Genomic DNA, 19,803 nt, shown 5'->3' with positions numbered 1-19,803 from the left:
TCCTTAACTAGAGGCTGCTATTCGATTGAAAAGGAAGGATGTGCCTCTTCCTGTATTCCGTATTCACTCTCGCGTAGAGCGGCCCTCAGCTCGGCAACGGTGGGATGATCGAACACCACACCGGGGGCTATCTCGATGCCGAACTGCTTACGAATGCGTGCCACCAGCTTGATCACCAGCAAGGAGTGCCCACCCAGCTCGAAGAAGTCGTCATCAATGCCTACCTCATCGCGACCAAGCAGCTCAGCCATGGCCTGACACAGGTTGGCTTCCACGGCATCCCGGGGCTTCACCAAGGTTTTTCTTTCCGCTGTTTTTTGGGCCAAGGCTTCCAGCGCGGAGGTGTCTACCTTGCCGTTACCTAGGCGCGGGAAATGCTCAACAGGGATAAAACGAGAAGGAAGCATGGACTCAGGCAGTAGCACAGCCAGCTGCTCGCGAAGCTGGGCTTGGCCCTCAACGGACGTTACCTCGGCGTCAGCGATCAGGAACGCTACGAGTTCCTGGGTATCACCGCCCCGTCCCATCAGGCGAACCAGGCTCTGTTTAACCCCTGGCTGTGCTTGCAACATGCTTTCGATTTCCGCCGGTTCGATCCGGAAACCACGCAGCTTGACCTGATCGTCGGCTCGCCCAATAAGGCGTACGCCACCCTCGGGCAGCACACACGCCAGATCGCCTGTGCGATAGAGACGTTCACCGGGAATAAAGGGATCTTCGACAAACGCGGAAGCATCGCTATTGAGATAGCCGCGCGCCAGTTGGGCGCCGCCCAGATACAGCTCACCTACGCCACCAGTGGGGGTCGCGTGCAAGTTATCGTCAAGTACTCGGAAGCGGCAATTCGGCAGCAACTGGGTTAGCGGTAGCGGGCCCTCAACGTCTTGCGCCAGCGATACCGGGTGCACCATAACGCCCACCGTGGCTTCTGTGGGGCCATAGTGGTTGTATAGCTGGCACTCGGGGGAGATCCGCGCGATGCTCGAAAGTAAGGCAGATGAAGTTGCCTCACCGCCTAAAATCAGTGTTTTCGGCAACCGGGGAGCTTCGCACTCCAGCAGGGCCTCCAGATGGGACGGCACTATCTTGAGTGCATCGATATCGGCCGCCGACATAAAGCGCGCGAAGTGGTCGCCATCCTGCATATCGTCAGGTGCGGCGATCACCAGGCGGGCACCATTGAACAAGGCGCCGAACAGCGCCGTATTGCCCAGGTCGGTGGCCAGCGACCCGGTCAACGCCCAGCGCTGGCATACCGATAGCCCCATGGCCTTTGTGGCACCGGCGACGTAATTGAGCAGTTGACCATGCTCAATTACCACGCCTTTTGGCGTGCCGGTGGAGCCAGAGGTATAGAGAAGGTAAGCCACCTCGCCGAGGTCAGGCTCTGGAAACGACAAGGCACTACCCGCTTCATCCACTTCTTTTGGCAGCCCCACACTGCGGATGCCGGGAAGGGCCAGTGAAGTGGGTTCCGCCTCGGCGTTTTCAGCGCTTACTACTAGCGCGGGCTGGGCATCCTCAAGCACCCGCCGTTTACGATCTACGGGCCACTCTGGATCAAGCGGCAGGTAGGCGGCACCTACACGCCATACTGCCAGTAGCAGCACGACCAAATCAGTGGAACGGGGCAAATTGAGCGCTACATAATCTCCATGTTTGACGCCCTGATTATCCAACCACCGCGCGATACCATTGATGCGGGCTTCTAATTGGGCGTAGCTCAGCGTGCGGCCCTGCTCTTCAATGGCAATGGCATCAGGCGCCGAAGCCGCCCAGGCAGCGATATGGGCCGCTACGCTACGTTCCCCAACATCAACTTTTTCATCGTCGGCCAACAACAATGCCCGCTGCTTTTCAGGGGAAACAAGCGGCACCAAAAATAGTTTTTGCGCGGGGTCGGCTAGGCCCGCCTGTAGCAGCGCCTGGTACTGCCCCAGCAGACACTCAGCCGCCGCTCGGCTATAGCAAGATGGGTCGGCGCAGAGCGTCGCCACCACGCCGCTCTTACTGCGGCCTATCTGCAAGGCAAGTTCAAATTCTGCCGATGGCCCTGGCAACTCTCGCAAGCGCCACTGCAAACCTGCCGTATTTAACTCATTCACGCCTTCTGAAAATGCGAACCCCACTGCGAGGTGGCGCTTATCAGGCAGCGCATCAATCGACCAATACTCTTGGGCTTGGGTATGCGCTTCTAACTGCTCTGATAAACGGGCGATACAGCCAGAGAAATCGCTATCAGCGACACCTTCAACCAGTACCGGCAGTACCTTGTCGAAGAGCCCGATCGCCCCTTGCATCACCTCGTAATCCTGACGGCAGTCGTGTTGCCAGCCACCTAGCACACTCTCATTGCCGCTAATTCTGGCGAGTAACGCCCACCAAGCTGCCTGCAATACTGCCTCAGCGGATACTTGAAGCTCGTCTGCAAGGCTATCGATACGCGCCACTTGGTCTGGTTCGAGCCGACAAGCCACATATTCATGCTCTACCCGCACGCCATAGCGATTCGCTTGCCTTGCAGGTAAACAGCATGCGCCTGCCTGCTCGGCATGCTGCTGGTGCCTTTGCCAATACTCACGGCCCTCTTCAGCGTCATCGTCGTTTTCGAGAGAAGCGCGCCACTCGATGAACTGGGAATACTGCAGCGCAGACTCATCATCGGCTCCTCCGCTCTGATCGTAAGCCTCCACCAACGCCGAGAACAGCGACTGCAGGCTGCCGCGATCCGCCACCAACGCCGAAACAGCCAGCACTAATACCCAGTTTTTTTCACCAGTACGCAGCAGCGCTGGACGTAGCAGCTCGCCACTCTCGACCGCCATGGGCCGAAGCTTGAGTGCCTCGCTATAGTTTTTGAGAGCGTCATTGAGATCACCGTCGAGCAGTGGTTCCTGTTCATATCTGCCGCGTAAGTCCTCATACCGCCACTCAATAGCAGGTAGTTCTTCAAGCGCCTGGTGTCGCAGCCCGCGATACCCCGCTACGCTCTTCAGAGCCGTCGATAGGGCTTCATGCTGCTGCCTAACATTACTCAGTGCGCTTTCTAGCCGTGAGCTATCAAGTGCACCTTGAATATCGGCCACCATAACTTTGGCTTGCACCATGACATCGACCTGCGCAGACGCTGCCTGCTGGGTGCCACCTTCATTAGTTTCCGCCGCCGTCAGTACCGCGCGCTGTTCAGGGCTAAGCGGCCAATGGGCAAGGCTCTGCTGTTCCGTTATCGCATTCATTTATTGACTCCCAATACCCGTGACTTCATTGACCGACCAACTCGGCATCGGCACTTGCTCCTTGAGCCTCTTCCAGCGCCGAACGCTCATAGATGTCTCCCATCGCTACCACGATCTTGCGTGGCCCCTCGTAAGGATCCCGGGCATGGGCCGCTAACATGTTGTCGACCATCACCACATCGCCCCGGCGCCAGTCGAAGCGCACGGCACAGGCTTCGTAGGCCTCGCCGACAACCTTCATCATCTCGTCGCTAATCACGGAGCCGTCGCCGAAATAGACATTACGCGGCAGGCGCTCCTGGCCAACCATGCCAAGCAGGTCTTCTTTCACATCAGGCTCAAGGCAACTGACGTGGTGGAGCTGCACCTGATTGAAGAACACCCGGTCACCGGTCACTGGATGAGTGACTACCGCAGGGCAGCGCGTGCGTGTCTGCAGCTCATCGTCCCCAAACCACTGCCACTCGATTCCCGCTTCTTTGAGCCGCGCCTCCACTTCCTCCTTGCTATCGGTTTTGAAAAAGTCTTGCCAGCTCACGTCCAGGTTGCGGGTGAAGGTGCGCACATAAAGCAGCCCTTTACGCTCGAACTCCTCCACAACATCGGCGGGCAGTTGGCGCAACATCTCCCTGCAGTCAACGATCGGGGTGGCACCTCCCACGGGAGAAGGGAATTCGCAAAAGAACAGTTGCTTGCGCGGCCAGCGCTCCAAATGCGAGCTTTCGTTGTGATAAAGAATCATCTGGCGCTCGGGATAGGGGGTTGAACGGTAGGTATTGCGCCCCCCTTCTTTCTTGGGCAGGTCACCATAATTGCCGTAAAGTCCCGGCTGGATAGCCTCGGCAAAGGCTTCAAACTCTTGCGGTGTGGTCAGACCAAAGTTACGGAACAGAATGCCTGCATGCGTGCGTAAGTGTTGCTCAATAAAGTCGCGCTGGGAGGTTGCCCACGCCACCGCATCAAGGTCAGGATCCGTCGCTTCGATCACGAGAGGAAAGACCCTTTTTTCGTCGAGCAGCGCCGTTCGTATCGGTGAGTCACTGTTGGTCGAGGGGCGCGCACCTGGCTGGGATTTCAGGCTGCTAAGCTTGTTGAGTTTGGAACCTTTTGAAAGCTTGTTTTGCATAGCGTGTTTCTCCATTTGGGGTAAGCGAAACTCCTCGACGGGCGTGTTGGGAGCTTCCACGATCTGCGCTAGTAGCGACTGCCAGGCACCGGTTAAGTGCTCAATGGTTTCGCGTCGGTACAATGCGGTGGCGTAGACCCACTCGACTGATAGTCCGGTGTCACTCTCATTGACGAATATCGCCATATCGAACTTCGACTCTTGCCGAGGCTGAGGCATTACCTCCACTTCCAAGCCCGGAATTGAGAACCGCTCGGTTGGCGTGTTTTGTAGTACGAAGAGGGTTTGTATCAGGGGGGAACGGTCGCGCTCACGACCAATCCCCGAAAGCTCGACAATTTTGTCGAAGGGAACATTTTGATGATCGAAGGCATCCAGCACGCTGGTCTGTACTTGCTCAAGCCAGTGGCCGAAATCAATCTGGCCATCAGACAAACGAGACCGCAGCGGGATTACATTGACAAAAAAGCCAATCAACGGCTCAACATCGGGATGGCTACGGCCAGCGACATCGGTTCCCACAATCAGGTCGTGTTGACGGGTCTGGCGATGCATCAACAGCTGAAAACTCGCCAATAGAAGCGTAAATAGCGTGGTGCCACGCTGTGCGGCAAGCTTGTTCAACGCTTGTGATAGGTCTGGACTCAGTGTCATGCTCAGGGCACTACCGGCATGCGATATTTGGCTGGGCCTAGCGAAATCCCCCGGTAGTGTTGAGAGCGGGGGAGCATCACTTAGATAGCGACGCCAGAAGGTTGCACTTTGCTCGAAGGCCTCTCCCGACAATGCTTTCTCATGCCAAGCGGCGTAGTCCACGTACTGGATGGGGAGATCGGTCAACACATCTTCACCTTCTCCGATAAGCGCCTGATAGGTAGTGACGAACTCCTTGATGAAGACAGCTTCTGACCAACCATCAAATACAATGTGGTGAACACAGAGCAGCAGCAGATGCGACCGTGGTGCCAACCTAATTACGGCGGCACGGAGAAGCGGCCCCGAGGAGAGATCAAATGCGCGCTGGGCATGCTCCTCCATAAGCCACCGGGCTTGCTGACTCTGCTGGTTGCTCTCCAGGTTAACCAAGTCGACCCATTCAACCTCCATAGGGTTGCCGGATGCGACGACCGCAACCGGTTCACCTTCTTCGTTCTCAGGGTAACGGGTACGCAGTACTTCATGGCGATCTACAATTACGTCAAACGTTGACTTAATCGCTTCTGCATCAAGCCTCCCTGTGAGGGTTAGAGCAGTGGACATATTGTAGGCAGTTCGCTCGCGGGTAGAGCCTGCCAGCCGATCAACCATCCATAGCCGCTTTTGGGCCGGGGACAATGGCATTTCCTCACGCCGAGGGATGGAAGTTAGTGGCTCTCCACCAGCCATGTCATTCATACCGGTAGAGATAAGGGGGGCCAATTCGCACAGAACCGGGGACTTAAATAATTCACGAAGAGCCAAGCTATGCAGGCCTGCCGCTCGTATGCGTGCAAGCACCTGCATTGCCAACAGAGAATGACCGCCTAGCTCAAAAAAGTTGTCGTGGCGGCCGACCCGCTCAACACCCAAAACCTCAGCCCAGATTGCCGCTAGCGTTTCTTCCGACTGCCCCTGGGGAAGCTCGTACCGTGTGCCACTGGTCAAGTCAGGCTCAGGCAGGGCCTTACGATCCACCTTGCCGTTGGGGTTCAGTGGTAACGTATCGAGCGTGACCACGACTCCCGGCACCATATAGTCCGGCAGTCTCTGCCCCAGCGCCTCACGCAGTGAACTAGTGTCGAGTTTACTGTCGGCCTGGAGCACCACATAGGCCACCAGCCTCGAACCACCGGGGCCTTCTTGAGCGACCACCACCGCTTCACGAACCGCCGGCTGAGAGAGTAGTTCGGCTTCAATCTCGCCAAGCTCGATACGCAGGCCGCGGATCTTCACTTGGTGATCGAGGCGGCCCAGGTACTCAAGCTGGCCGTCCTCCCGCCAGCGCACTAGGTCGCCGGTGCGGTAGAGACATTCGCCCTGCGCAAATGGATCGGCGACAAAACGTTCTGCGGTAAGGTCAGGGCGGTGCAGATAGCCCCGTGCCAACCCAATGCCTCCGAGATAGAGCTCCCCCGCAACTCCCGGTGGCGCTAAGTTAAGATCTCCATCCAGCACATAGGTGCGGATACCGGCGATGGGTTGACCGATAGCTACGTGGTTGCGCCCATCGTCTTGGCAGGCCCAGTGAGTGACATCAATGGCCGCTTCGGTGGGGCCGTATAGGTTGTAGAGCTCCGTATGAGGCAAGCGGGCAAATACCTGATTCTGCAGTTCGGCCGGCAGCGCCTCACCGCTGCATACCAAGCGTGTCAGACTGGTGCAGTCTTCAACCTTGCCATGAGCCAAGAAGGCCTGAAGCATTGAAGGTACAAAGTGCAGTGTAGTGATGTTATGGCTACGGATTAGCTCGACCAATTGTGCCGGTTCGCGATGGGCTCCCGGCGGCGCCATCACCAGCCGCGCCCCCTGTATCAGCGGCCAGAAGAACTCCCACACGGAAACATCGAAACTGAATGGCGTTTTCTGCAGCACCGCACCGTCGGTCGTCAGCCCATAGGCGTCTTGCATCCACTGCAGGCGGTTGGTCAGCGCGTGATGACGGTTGGCCGCACCCTTAGGACGCCCGGTAGAACCCGAGGTGTAAATGACATAAGCGAGATGTTCACCGTGCAGTGCCACCTCCGGGTTGGTTGACGCATGATGCGCCACGTCCAATTGATCCAGCTCGATAACGCCAAGGCTCTCAAACACCGGCAACGTATTGCGAAGGTGCTGTTGGGTAAGCAGTAGCTCAATACCGCTGTCTTCAACCATATAGGCCAGACGTTCGCTGGGGTAATCCGGATCCAACGGTACATAGGCGCCCCCCGCTTTAAGAATGCTCAGCAGCCCCACCACCATCTCGATGGAGCGCTCAACAGCGATGCCTACTCGAGTCTCAGGTTGTACGCCTAAACCAATCAGATAGTGGGCCAAGCGATTGGCCCGGGTGTTAAGCTCGGCGTAGCTGAGATGCTGATCATCGAAAATGAGGGCTGTAGCTCCAGGCGCCATATCGGAACGACGCTCAATCAAACGATGGATCGGGGCTTCCCATTCGTAATGCTCATCATTGACGCTCCACGTCTCAAGCTGTTGCTGCTCAACGTCACTTAACCAGTCAATGTCACCGACTCGGCGAGTAGCCGACTCACTCAACTGTTTCAGCACTCCCACCAGATGCTGGATCAATATCTCGGCAGCGGCATCATCTAACTGTGACCGTGAATAGCCGCAGCAAAGCTCCAACGCCTCCTTATGGAAGACGACCAGCGTGACGGGATAATTGGTTTGCTCGCGGTTATCCACTTCGCCGAACGTCAGCCCGCCTGGCAAATTCTGGTGTAACGCGGCATCAACGGGATAGTTCTCGAATACCACCAAGCTATCGAACAGTGCCTGGCCACCCTGCCCCGCCCAGCGTTGGATTTCGTATAGCGGCGTATGCTCATGCTCGCGACTCGCCAAGTTTTGTGCCTGTAACTGGCACAACCACTCGTTGACGCGAAGCGAGGGGTTCAATGAAACAATGACTGGCAAGGTATTAATAAAGGGGCCGATCAAGTTTTCTGCTGCCGGTAGCTCAGCGGGTCGTCCAGCCACGGTAGCTCCAAAACAGATGCTATCTTGCCCCGTATAACGTGCCACCAGCAGCGCCCAGGCACCTTGCATTAAAGTATTGAGCGTTATGCGAGTCGCTTTGGCGAAACCCTCCAATCGTTGAGTGGTCGTGCTATCCAGTGACAGGGTTATCTCTTGATGCCCAGCTTGCGCCTCGTAAGGTCTAGGGGTGGTGCTCACTAGGTGCGTGGGTGCATCGAGACGCTGCAGCTGGTCACGCCAGTAAGTCTCACTGGCATTGGTGTCACGACGCTGTAACCATGCAATGTAATCACGATAGCGTCCTTCTGCAGATGGCAAGGCCTCTCCGGCGTAACAGCGCAACACCTCGCCCATCAGTTGCGACGTACTCCAGCCATCCAGCAGCAAATGGTGGCGCGTCCAGATAAAGCAGTATCGGGTTTCTGCAATTCGCACCAACGCCAAGCGCATCAGCGGCGGCGCCGTCATGTCGAACGGTTTCCGCTGCTCCTGGGACAGTCTCTCAAGCGCCGCTTTTAGATCCACTCGTTCGCGCCAATCCACTTCAAACCACGGCAGATCAACGTTGCGCGCCACCCACTGCAACGGCATTCCAGCACTCTCCAGGAAGCCACTGCGCAGAACCTCATGGCGCGCGAGTACTGCTTGCCAAGCGAGCTGGAAGCGTTTGACATCCAGGTCGTCAATTTCTACCTGCAACTGGTTCAGATAGGCTGAATCTTGGTCATCGTAAAGGCTGTGGAACAGCATGCCCTGCTGCAACGGGGACAGTGGGTAGAGATCCGCCAGCTGGTCAGTGTCAACAGGCAAGCCGTCAAGCTGCTCTTGACTCAGCCCCGCCAGCGGGAAGTCCGAAGGTGTTGCGCCACGAACGCCACTAGCACAGTGCTCAATCAATGCCTCTAGTTGCGCTTGGAAGCTTACTTGCAAGGCATGTATCGCTGCCTCGCTGTGAATCTCACGACTGTAATTCCAGTCGAAGCGCAGTTGGCCATCTTGAACCCAGGCCACCACCTCAATCCAGGTACGGCGCTTGCTTTGGGGCGCGCGAGCCTGCCCTGCATTCTCTTTAGCGAGCCGCCAGGCCCCATCGCCCTGTAGGGAGCGATCCAACTGGCCTAGATAATTGAAGGTGACCTGGGGGTAGGCACCACCGACCAGCGCGGGCTCTTCTTTCAAATAGCGCAGCACGCCGTAGCCGAGCCCCTTTTCAGGCACTTGGCGAAGTTGCTCTTTGATTGCTTTTAGGCTTGTACCGGGCTCCGCATTACCTGGGGTCAGGCGAACCGGGTAGAGCGAGGTGAACCAACCTACGCTGCGACTGAGATCGATACCGTCGAACAGGTCTTCGCGGCCATGGCCTTCCAGTTCGATTAGTACACTGTCTCGCTCCGCCCATTGGCACAGGGCGCTCGATAGTGCATTGAGGAGCAGGTCATCTACCTGGGTACGATAGGCTTTATGCACCGGCCCCAGCAGTTGCGTGGTGGCCTCGGTAGGCAAGCTGCCAACGAGCGATGCGGTATCGGCGACGGTGTTGCTGCCATGGGGATTCCGTGCCGGTAGGCTGGGCTCTGGCGCTGTGACGAGACTTTCCCAATAGGAGCATTGCTCAGCCAAAGCCTCCGATTTGGCATAGTCGGCCAGGGCACGCGCCCACTCATCTAGCAAGGTGGTTGCCGGTGGTAGGTCGACTGTCTTTCCTGCACTTAACTGCGCGTAGGCCGCTTGCAGGTCGTCGAGGATCACGCGCCACGAGACGCCGTCTATCACCAGGTGGTGAGCCACTAGCAGCAATCGCCCTCCGCGCTCGCCTCCCAGTGCCATCCAGATAGCACGGAACGGCCGCGCCAAACTCAGACTGCGTTGCGCAGCATCGGCAGCCTGGGTGATGGCCTGCGCCGGATCCGCATGATCGCTTACGTCCACGTGCTCGAAGAGATCGTCGGCTAGCTTGCCATAGGCTTGTTGCCAGCTATCGCCAACGCGCTCAAAGCGCAGCCGCAAGGCGCTATGGTGATCTACCACTGCCTCAATGGCACGCCGTAGCAGCGCGGTATCTACACCACTGGCCGCTTCCAGCATCAACGACTGATTCCAGTGCTGTGGCTCGGCAAAGTTCTGCTCGAAGAACCAGCGCTGTACCGGCAGCAGCGCAAAGGAAGCTGCTTTATTGGGCGCAGCCGCTTGTTTAGGAGCGGTAGCAGCTAGAGGCGTGGCCATCGCCGCCACGGCGGCCACAGTCTGCCCTTCCATCAACTGCTTAGGCGTTACCTTGTAGCCACGTTTACGCGAACGCGCGACGATTTGCAGACTGAGGATTGAGTCACCACCCAGCTCGAAGAAGTTGTCGTTGCGCCCCACCTGCTCGCAGCCGATTACGTCGGCCCAGACTGCGGCTAGGGTTTCCTCCGCTGCTCCCTGGGGAGCTTCGAATGCTTTACCACCACCCGCTTGTACTGGCTCGGGCAGCGCCTTGCGATCTAACTTGCCATTGGCGGTTAGCGGTAAGGCATCTAGCCGTACTATGGCACTGGGCACCATATAGTCCGGCACGCGTTCGCCAAGCTGCGCGAGTAACGCGGCGTCATCGATGTCGCTTCCGGCTGCCATAACCACGTAGGCGAACAGTTGCGCACGGCCTTCCTCGTTTTCCCGCGCTACCACTTCGGCCTCCGCGATGCACGGTTGATCGCGCAGCAGGGTAGCGATTTCGCTCGGTTCAACCCGATAGCCGCGAATCTTGACCTGATCATCCACACGGCAAAGAAACGTCAAGCTACCGTCGGCCAGTTGGCGCACACGGTCACCGCTGCGATAGAGCCGCTCCCCCGCATGGAAGGGGCTGGCGACGAAACGTTCCGCCGTTTGCCCCAGCCGCTGTAGATAGCCTTGAGCCAGTCCTGGGCCACCCAAGTAGAGCTCGCCGGCAACACCCTTCGGTACCGGATTAAGCCAGGGATCCAGCACCCAGGCCTGAGCATTGGCCAGCGGTGTGCCGATAGGCAGTGTGCTGGCAGCTCGATCGGCTATGTCAGCTTGCTGGGTGAGAATACCTACCGTGGTTTCCGTAGGCCCGTAGTGATTAAGCACTTGGCAGGTTGGCTTAAGCTCGGCGATACGTTCCAGTAGCGCCCAGTCGGTCGCTTCGCCGCCCAGAATCAGGCGCTCGTGCGGAAGCACGTCAGCCGGGGTTGCCGCACTCAGCAGTGCCCGCAGGTGGCTGGGCACAATCTTGAGCACATCCACCCGCTGTTCCCGCATATAAGCTGCAAAGGCATCCGGGTCAAAGGCGCACTCGGGAGAAATGAGGTGCAAGGTGCGGCCGGTGCACAAGGCACCAAACAGCACCGTATGCCCCAGATCCGCCGCCACCGTCGACACCATCGCCATGTTGCGGGCACCTTCTGGTAGCGCCAGCGCCTCCAGAACACCCTGTACGTAATTGGCCAGAGCACCGTGACTAACCGCCACCCCTTTAGGCTTGCCCGTGGAACCAGAGGTATAGATCACATAGGCAGTCTGCTGAAGATGGATGACGGGGGATTTATTCTCTACGGCAGCCGGAACATCGTCGGCAAACGCCAGCTCCATTACCGGAACAGCATCGCTCCAGTCGCAAGCCGTACTGCTCAGCATCAAGCGAGCGCCACTGTCAGCCAATTGATAGGCCAAGCGCTCGCGCGGCAGTTGCGGATCCAGCGGTACGAAAGCCCCGCCCGCTTTGAGTACGGCGAGGATACCGAGCACGTACTCGCACGAACGCTCGGCGTGAATGGCAACACGCACCTCGGAACCAACGCCTTTTGCGATTAGTGCCTGTGCCAGACTCTGGGCTTGGGCATCCAGGCTGGCATAGGTATAACGGTACTGCCCGTCGTTTACGGCTAACTCATCAGCATGAGCTACCACCACTTTCGACAGCAGGGTGGGTATAGCCTGAGTGAGAATCTCGCTTTGGTTTCCTTCCAACACGGAGATAGGCTCAGGTAGCGACAGCATCGCAGTGTGAGACCGCGGATCAGCTACGACCTGCTCGGCCAGGAATCGGAATGCCTGGCAGAAACGCTCGATCGTGGTGGCATCGAATAGCTCTGCGGAGTAAGCGAATAGACCTGCTATTCCCTCGGGCTCATCGCAAAAATCGAGACTCAGGTCGAAGTGAGCAATACCCGTGAATACCTGCTCGGCTTGAATGACTAGGCCAGCCACGTGACGCTCCGCCTGCCACATTTCCTGCTGAGTACACTTCACCTGAAATAGCGGATGTACCCCCGGTTGCCGTTCTAGCTGTAGCGCCTCCACCACTTGATCGAAGGGGACATCCTGATGCAGCTGGGCATCGATCAGGGTAGCGTTCACCTCATCTAACAAACGTTCGAAATTTCCAGTGGGATCAATCTGAGTGCGCAACACAACGACATTGATAAGGTACCCAATTAAGCCCTGAAGCTCGGCTTTATGCCGATTGGCAATCGGCGCCCCTACCTTGATATCTGTCTCACCGCTAAAGCGATACAACGTCTGCTTCAATAGCGCCAAGATCACGGCGTAGAGTGAAACGTTTCTTTCACGGGCTAGGCTACGTAGCTGCTCGCTCAACTCACCGGGAAGCGTAAAGCGCAGTTGGCCTTCGCTCGGTGCGGACATCGCTTGGCGTGGGCGATCCAAGGGCAACGCTAGCGGGGGATGATCCCCCGAGAGGCGTTCACACCAGTGAGCAAGTTGGCCCTGCCGCTCACTACTATGTCGCTCACTACTGTGCTTCTGACGCTGCTGCCAAACCGCATAATCTGCGAACTGTACTGGCAGTGGTGCAAGCTTGACTTCTTGCTGTGTGCACGCACCCTCATAAAGTGCGCATAGATCATCGATGAGCACCTGCACTGACCATCCATCGCCAGCAATGTGGTGCTGCACGACAGCTAACACATGGTGCTCCGTGGACAAGCGGTAGAGTGCGATGGTTAAGGGAGGTGCCTGATCCAGGGCAAAAGCCTTCCGGGCCAGTTTGGTGAGTGCGTCATGCAGTGCCTGCTCCCGTTCATCCACGGTATCACCGGGCATCTCGTCACAGATCAACTCAGGATGCCAATCCTGCGCTAGCCGCTGAACAGGTTCTCCCGCCTCACTCAAGGGGTAGTAAGTACGCAAAATGTCATGGCGTTGCACGAGATCCTCCAGCGCTGCATTGAGCGATGATGGATCCAACACCCCCTTGAGATGCAGTGCCCCTGCCATATTGTAACCAGCGCTCTGGGGATCAAGTTGCCACGTCAGCCATAGGCTGCGCTGTCCTTCCGACAGCGGTATGTCGCCTTGGCGCTGATCATCTTCAAGACGGGGGATGGCCATCCCTCGTTGATCCGATGATGCCGCCAAACGTGCTTCGATAGCTTTAGCCATGGCAGACAAGCGCGGTTGCTCGAACAGCGAGTGCAGAGATAGCTCGACGCCCCAGTAATCACTGATGGTGGCGGCTAGCCGCACCGCCGCCAGAGAATTACCACCGCTGGCGAAGAAATGAGCATCGCTGCCTAGCGGCTTACTTTGCGACTGGGTGTCGTCATCCCCCAGCACCTGGTGCCAGAGCTTCGCCAACGCCTGCTCCGTTTCGCTCCCAGCTTCCGCAGGCGATGGCGATGACTTTCCTCCGCCCTCAGCGTCACCATCACTGACAAAACGCCCAAAGGCGTGAATGGCGTAGGCATCCAGGCTACCCGCCTCCCAGCCTTGGCGGCAGGTGCTGCGCTGCAATTTACCGCTGGAGGTTTTGGGAAGACCGCCTGGGTTAAGCAGTAGCACTACCGAAAGCGGCTCGTGGCAAGCGGATCCCACCGTCTCGCTTAGTGCTTCGACCAGCTTCTCGGCGGGCACTAGCTTCTGTATGCCGCGGGAGACCTCTGCCGCGACGCCAATCCCCTCGGCGCCTTCAGGGGTGGTCACTGCAAAGGCTGCCACGCGCCCTTTGCGCACTGCTTCCACTTCCGCCTCGATAGCGCTCTCGATATCCTGAGGGTAGACGTTATGGCCGCGCAGAATGATCAGGTCCTTAATACGCCCGGCGATATACAGCTGCCCTTCGTGCAGAAAGCCTAGATCGCCAGTGCGCAGCCATCGATCATCGCGGGCGTCGTGGTTCTGTGCATCAGCATCATCGGTGCGCTGCCAACTGACCCCATCGCGGGTGACAAAGGCTTGCGCTGTTGCTTCTGGGTTCTGCCAATACCCGTGCGCCACGCTGGGCCCATTGACCCAGATCTCGCCGACGTCACCACTGGGCAGCGAGTGAAGCCCCTCAGGGTCGACAATATCGATAGCGTGACCGGGTTCCGGTGTACCGCAGCCCACCAGGGTGTTGCCTTCAACCGCTGAAACAGCCTTTCCCTCGGCCAGCGATTGTTGAGAAAAAGCAGTACCCACCACGCCCGTACCGCGCGAATTACAGCTAACCAATAGCGTTGCTTCGGCCAAGCCATAACAGGGTGCTGCGGTATCAGCGGCAAAGCCCGCTGGGCGGAAGCGTTCGATAAAGCCCGTGAGGGTATCGTGGCGTACCGGCTCGGCGCCTGAGAACGCGACCCGCCAGCTAGATAAGTCGAGCGCCTCAAGCTGCTCGTCACGGATACGCTCAAGACACAGTCGATAGGCGAAATCGGGGCCACCACTAATGGTGCCCCGGTGGCGGGAGATCGCTTCCAGCCAGCGTACCGGCCGCTGTAAAAAGAAAGTGGGGCTCATCAATACCGCAGGGATACCGCGATAGATGGGCTGCAGCAGGCCACCGATCAGCCCCATGTCGTGGTAAAGCGGCAGCCAACTGACGAAAACATCGTCGGCACCAATCGAGAAGCCCGTCTCAATAGCACGCTCGTTCGCCATCAGGTTCCCATGGCTAACCATCACCCCTTTGGGAGTGGCCGTGGAACCTGAGGTGTACTGTAAAAAGGCGAGATCACCACGCTTTGGGCGATGCTCAATCCAGTGTTCAGCGCGGCTCTCATCTACGGCATCCACGGGGATCAGTTCGGCGCTGCCGAAGCCTTCGCTTGCAGATGCGACCACATCGATAATCGTTGTAGAGGTGAGCACACAGGCGGCCTGGGAGTCGGCGGCAATGGCGAGCAGACGTGCCAGATGTTGCTGCTTGGCCGACTCTGGAGGGAAGACCGGCACGGCAATCACCCCGGCATATAGGCAGGCGAAGAACGCCACCACATAGTGTTCATCGTTATCCAGCAGGATCAAGGCACGCTCACCAGCCGGGAACCGCTGCTGGAGCTCGCTGGCCAGGGCGCGGGAACGCCGCTCCAGGGTGGCGTAGTCAAGGGTGGTCTCACCTTGTGCGTTCACTACAATCAGCGCCCTGTCGCTGGGCCTTTCCCGGGCCAGGCGACTTAAATGCTCAACGAAGCTGTGGTTAACAACGTTATGGGACGGGTGGCTGTTCATCGTCTGGGCGTGCCTTATATTCATATGCGTACCTGCTGGAACTCCTGGCCGTGGCGTGGGATTGAGCCGTTGTATTCAGTCTTTGGAGAGGTTGCCGTGACCTTCCGCCATGGCGACGACGACTTTGCGCGGCCCTTTGAACGGCGTGCGTGCATGGGCGACCAGCATGTTGTCGAGCATTAGCACATCGCCTGCCTGCCAGGGGAACATCACCGTTTCGTCGGCCAGTACGCCGCGGATCTCATCGAAGATGGCATCGTCGATGGGGCTACCATCGGCAAAGAAGACGTTGCGCGGCATGTCTTCGGGGTCAAGCAGCTCTTCCAGCGACTCTCGTACTTCTGGCTGCAGGTTGGAGACATGGAAAAGATGGCCTTGGTTGAACCACACCTGCTCACCGGTGACAGGGTGAGTCTCTATGCTTTGGCACAGTTGGGTGGTACGCAGGTCGCCATCGGGCTTCCACTCACAGCGAATACCCGCGCGCTGGCAGAATGCCTCCACTTCAGCGCGGTCTTCGGTGTTAAACACCTTTTGCCAAGGCATATCGAAATCACCGTAGTTGCGTACGTAGAGAATGCCTGGAGCAAAGCGCTCACGAATCTCTACTGGCATACGGCGGTAAATAGCGCGGCTATCGGCTATCGGCGTCTCTCCCCCTTCGGGGGAAGCGGTGACACAGTGGAACCAGATTTTCATCGGCCACTCGCGGGTGTAGGCCTGCTCATTGTGGAGGGGAATATGTTGATGGGCGGGGTATTCGGTGGAGGTATAAATGCCTGACGAAACCGCTGAGCGTGGCGTAGAAGCGAACTCATAGCTCAGCAGAGGATGACCAAAGGCGGCAGCAAACTGCTGAAAATCGTCCACGGAGGGAACATCGAAGCCTCTTAGCAACACCCCGCCGACTCTGGCCACCAACGTCTCAATATCAGCACGCAAATCGCCAAAGGCTTCCAGCAGCGGCTGCCCTGGATAGGTGGGGGAAATCATAATGGGCAGCTCCGAATCAGCAGGCCCCTGACGTTTGGATATGGTGTTGGTTTGTTGCGTTGGTGTTGCGCTTTGGCTGTCCATTATTGATCTCCTAAAAAGTCGTTGAGTAGCGTTAACTCTGGGCATAGCTCTTTGCATAGCCCAGGGCAGCGGCATAGCCACTCGGCGCTGGCAGCGGCCATGCCTGCAGAGGTGATGACACGGGAAGCGAGTGCTTAAGGCAGTAACTAGCAGGCGGCACTGCCGCTGGGCTAACCGAGAGCGCTTGCAGATGGTCCGCGATTCCTAAACCCAAGGTCTTGAGTACCGCTTCTTTAACCACCCAGCGCTCCATGAAGGGCAGCGTGGCACCGCGAATGTGGTCGCGCTGCTCGCTCGGCGATAGCACCAGCCCGTGCAGCGGCGCCAGTTCGGCCTCGGATCGACGACGCTCAATATCGACCCCCACCGAGCCGCCGGGAGCGAGCGCGATTAGGGCGACATGGCCAGAGTGGGAAACATTGAAAGCAGGCCCATCAGCGTTTTCCAACTCGGGTTTGCCGTAAGCGTTCTGAGTGAACACCAGCTTTTCTGGCGCTATACCGGTGTGCGCGGATAGCAGTCGCCGCAGGGCAGCGCGTGTCGCCACAGCGCGTACGACATCGGCGTGATGGCGAAGCCGCTGGGCGCGCTGCCACCCGGCTCGGCTCAGCAGCCGGCCATCGTCGTCGGCTACCGGGGCATTCAGGTCGAGCGCTAAGCGCCATACCTCAAGCCCCTCTGGCACCCCTTCAGCTAACCGCAGGCGCTGCATGAGGCACCTCCTCGAGCCGTCGGGCCAGTGCCCGCCTTAGGGTATCCAGCACTTGCGGTTGCTGCTGGCGAATAAAGAAGTGCCCTCCTTTGAACCAGTCTAAAGAGAACGCCCCGCCGGCTTCCCGCTGCCACGCTTCCAGACGCTCTTGCTCAATATCGTCTTCACGCCCGGCGAGTACCTGCAGTGGGTAAGCAAGCGGCGACCCGCCGCGATAGCGAAAACTGCGGCAGAGGCGATAGTCCGCCATCAAGATATCGAGGGTAAGGCGCAGCAGCTCAGGGCTTTCGAAGACCTCCTCTGGGGTGCCGCCCTGTTGGCGCAGATCTGCGATTAAGGCCTTATCGTTATCAAGCCCCGCCAAGCGCTCTGAGTCACGCATTGAGGGCGCCGCGCTGCCTGAGGCGAATAGCATCCGTGGCTGAGGGCGCCCCACATCGCGTAAGCGTACCGCCATGCCATAGGCCAGCAGCGCCCCCATGCTGTGGCCAAACAGGGCAAAATCACCGCGCATCCGCGTTGCCTGCTCTTCGCACAGCCGCACCACCTGGGTCTCGAAGTCATCGATAAGTGGCTCACCCAGGCGTTCGCCACGCCCAGGCAATTCGACGGGATATACCTCGACCCAGGCGGGCAACTTGCGCTTCCAGCGTAGATACATGGTGGCACTGGCCCCGGCGCAGGGCAGGCAGAGCAGCCTTAAACGCTTAACCTGCATTCACCTGCTCCGCCTCACTTTTGGCCTGCGCATCCATCCACTGGCGTAGCGACAGCGGCCGCATATCAGTCCAGGTCTTTTCGACGTAGTCGAGGCAGGTTGGCTTATCGCCGAGCACACCGGTATCGGTCCAGCCAGCGGGAATCGCTTTCCATTCTGGCCAGAGGGAGTACTGCTCTTCGTGGTTGACTAATACGCGGAAGACACCATCTTCACGATCAAAACAACTTGTCATGGAATTAACCTCATCGTTGCCAAAGGAATGAGAAATAAAACGCAATTGCTTCTCATTACTTAGTGACGAGTGAGGAACCAGAAAATTTAATGCTGGAAAGGAAGAAAGTAGAAAAAATAGGGGGAGGGGTCGCTAGGGCGTCGGCATAGCATGACTCTTGCCAGGCTAAAAATTGCTCCAGCGGGAGGCAGCGTTAGCTAGCGACCATTGAGTTAGCCTGAAAATCGAAGGAGGAGAGTAAAAAAAGTGGCTTATCAGCTGCGCTCATCACCGCTTGGGATCAGCCCTGTTAGCATCCAGAGCTGTTCTGCTTCATGAAAGACTCGGCGGTGCTGAGAAGAAGCCGCTAACCACGCATGCAGCGCCTCGCGATCAGCGTCGCTCAACGTCTCTTCATGCTCGCGCATCAGCCAGTCTAGCGCCGTTTGCCAAACGGCATCGTCGCCGCTGTCGTTATCCATCGTTACTGTCAAACCTCGCTACTGCTGCCTGCTGAACACCTGTCTCGGGAAGCGTGTAATATTATCAACGCTATTTGCTGACAGTGTAACAAAGCGACAACAAAGAAGGGACGGAACGTGGGCTTACCGATCTGGCAACGTCTGACCTAGGGTGCCTCTGATTAACGTAATGAGCGAAGGCTAGACAAGGCAAAAATCAACGAAAAAGCGGAGTTTACGAGCTGTAAATGAGCATTTTGAGGCGATTTTTAACGCCGTATAGGCAAGCGCAATAGTTAATCAGAGGTTCCCTTGTAGCGACTGGCGGCAATGAGTCATTGCATCGCGAATCATAAAATTAACTAACGTGGTGGAAATACCTAACAAGTGGGCCACTTCCCGCTGCGTATGACTTCCCGAACGATAGAGCTCAAAGGCGCGCCGCGTACGCTCGGGCAGCTCGTCCAACGCGTCCACCACCTGTGCCAAGGCCTGGCGGTCAATGGCGATCACCTCTGGGGAGTGTGACGCGTAAGAGGTGGTATCCCCTTCCTCTTCTTTTGCAAACAACGTTGACTCAAACACGGAACGACGGCAACGGTCAATGGCGAGATTGCGCACCACCCGTGACACGTAGGATATGGGCTGCTTTACCTCAAAAAGCGTGGTTGCCTCTGAAATTTTTAGATAGGCGTCTTGCACGACATCATCGGCTTGATCAGCATTGCCCAAGACTCTTGCGGCGACACAACAGAGCCGGGGCCGCTGATTAACGAAGATGTCTTCTAACTCAGCGCTCCAGGTCTGGGTATCCACAGCACGGCCTCCTGCCTTGATTAACACTACGGAATAAATGGCAATAATTATTATTTGCGTTATAGCCTGGTAAGTCAACGGGTGAGAGCTAACTCACTTTTTATAACGATATGCCTGCTGGTAAAGCGCCGGTGTGAGGCATTTATACCCCTGGCGCCTGCGCAGCGTTGACTTCGCGGCAAAGATACTCATAATGCAAACAAAAACAATTATCACTTAACCACGTGCTAAAATAGCCTTCCGTACGGAAGATGTCGACGCGTTGGGCTGACTGTGTAGATATGGACACTTAAACATTCGCCATGACGCT

Annotated in this window: 8 protein-coding genes; all 8 read right to left on the bottom strand. The window is 57.6% G+C overall.

All coding sequences use genetic code 11. The annotated features are described in order from the left end of the window. Positions 1–17: 17 nt before the first annotated feature. The 8 genes from U738_RS02760 to U738_RS02725 all read right to left on the bottom strand — a co-directional run bounded on the left by U738_RS02760 (position 18) and on the right by U738_RS02725 (position 19,493). Complete coding sequence (locus tag U738_RS02760; protein ID WP_035577082.1) at positions 18–3,236, bottom strand: non-ribosomal peptide synthetase; 3,219 nt, start codon at positions 3,234–3,236, stop codon at positions 18–20. Between the two features lie 25 nt (positions 3,237–3,261). Continuing rightward, positions 3,262–15,519 carry a non-ribosomal peptide synthetase gene (locus U738_RS02755; protein WP_081899028.1) on the bottom strand — a complete coding sequence of 4,086 codons (12,258 nt, stop codon included), beginning with the start codon at positions 15,517–15,519 and terminating at the stop codon, positions 3,262–3,264. Positions 15,520–15,570: 51 nt separating this feature from the next. After that, a complete protein-coding gene (locus U738_RS02750) occupies positions 15,571–16,572 on the bottom strand; it encodes a TauD/TfdA family dioxygenase (protein ID WP_051912747.1) in 1,002 nt (333 codons plus the stop codon). A 31-nt stretch (positions 16,573–16,603) separates the two neighbouring features. Continuing rightward, positions 16,604–17,284 (bottom strand): 4'-phosphopantetheinyl transferase family protein, encoded by a 681-nt coding sequence (locus U738_RS02745; protein WP_035583102.1) that lies wholly within the window; start codon positions 17,282–17,284, stop codon positions 16,604–16,606. Then, positions 17,262–18,002 (bottom strand): thioesterase II family protein, encoded by a 741-nt coding sequence (locus tag U738_RS02740; protein WP_035577081.1) that lies wholly within the window; start codon positions 18,000–18,002, stop codon positions 17,262–17,264. The genes U738_RS02745 and U738_RS02740 overlap by 23 nt, the downstream gene beginning before the upstream one ends. After that, on the bottom strand, positions 17,992–18,237 hold the full coding sequence (locus U738_RS02735; RefSeq protein WP_035583099.1) for an MbtH family protein: 246 nt from the start codon (positions 18,235–18,237) through the stop codon (positions 17,992–17,994). The genes U738_RS02740 and U738_RS02735 overlap by 11 nt, the downstream gene beginning before the upstream one ends. A 254-nt stretch (positions 18,238–18,491) precedes the next feature. Next, positions 18,492–18,710 carry a FecR/PupR family sigma factor regulator gene (locus U738_RS02730; RefSeq protein ID WP_231896749.1) on the bottom strand — a complete coding sequence of 73 codons (219 nt, stop codon included), beginning with the start codon at positions 18,708–18,710 and terminating at the stop codon, positions 18,492–18,494. Positions 18,711–18,977: 267 nt separating this feature from the next. After that, entirely contained in the window at positions 18,978–19,493 is a 516-nt protein-coding gene (locus U738_RS02725; protein ID WP_035577079.1) for an RNA polymerase factor sigma-70, read from the bottom strand. Positions 19,494–19,803: the final 310 nt, after the last annotated feature.

Source organism: Halomonas sp. TG39a (genome assembly GCF_000744395.1).
Classification (GTDB): Bacteria; Pseudomonadota; Gammaproteobacteria; order Pseudomonadales; family Halomonadaceae; genus Vreelandella; species Vreelandella ventosae_B.
Note: the sequence above shows the minus strand (reverse complement) of the source record. Positions and strands in the feature narration are given on the sequence as shown.

Excerpts from the sequence above, each read along its gene's own strand:
- U738_RS02740 (WP_035577081.1), bottom strand. The coding sequence starts at position 18,002 with ATGCAGGTTAAGCGTTTAAGGCTGCTCTGCCTGCCCTGCGCCGGGGCC.
- U738_RS02755 (WP_081899028.1), bottom strand. The coding sequence starts at position 15,519 with ATGAATATAAGGCACGCCCAGACGATGAACAGCCACCCGTCCCATAAC.
- U738_RS02735 (WP_035583099.1), bottom strand. The coding sequence starts at position 18,237 with ATGACAAGTTGTTTTGATCGTGAAGATGGTGTCTTCCGCGTATTAGTC.
- U738_RS02750 (WP_051912747.1), bottom strand. The coding sequence starts at position 16,572 with ATGGACAGCCAAAGCGCAACACCAACGCAACAAACCAACACCATATCC.
- U738_RS02760 (WP_035577082.1), bottom strand. The coding sequence starts at position 3,236 with ATGAATGCGATAACGGAACAGCAGAGCCTTGCCCATTGGCCGCTTAGC.
- U738_RS02745 (WP_035583102.1), bottom strand. The coding sequence starts at position 17,284 with ATGCAGCGCCTGCGGTTAGCTGAAGGGGTGCCAGAGGGGCTTGAGGTA.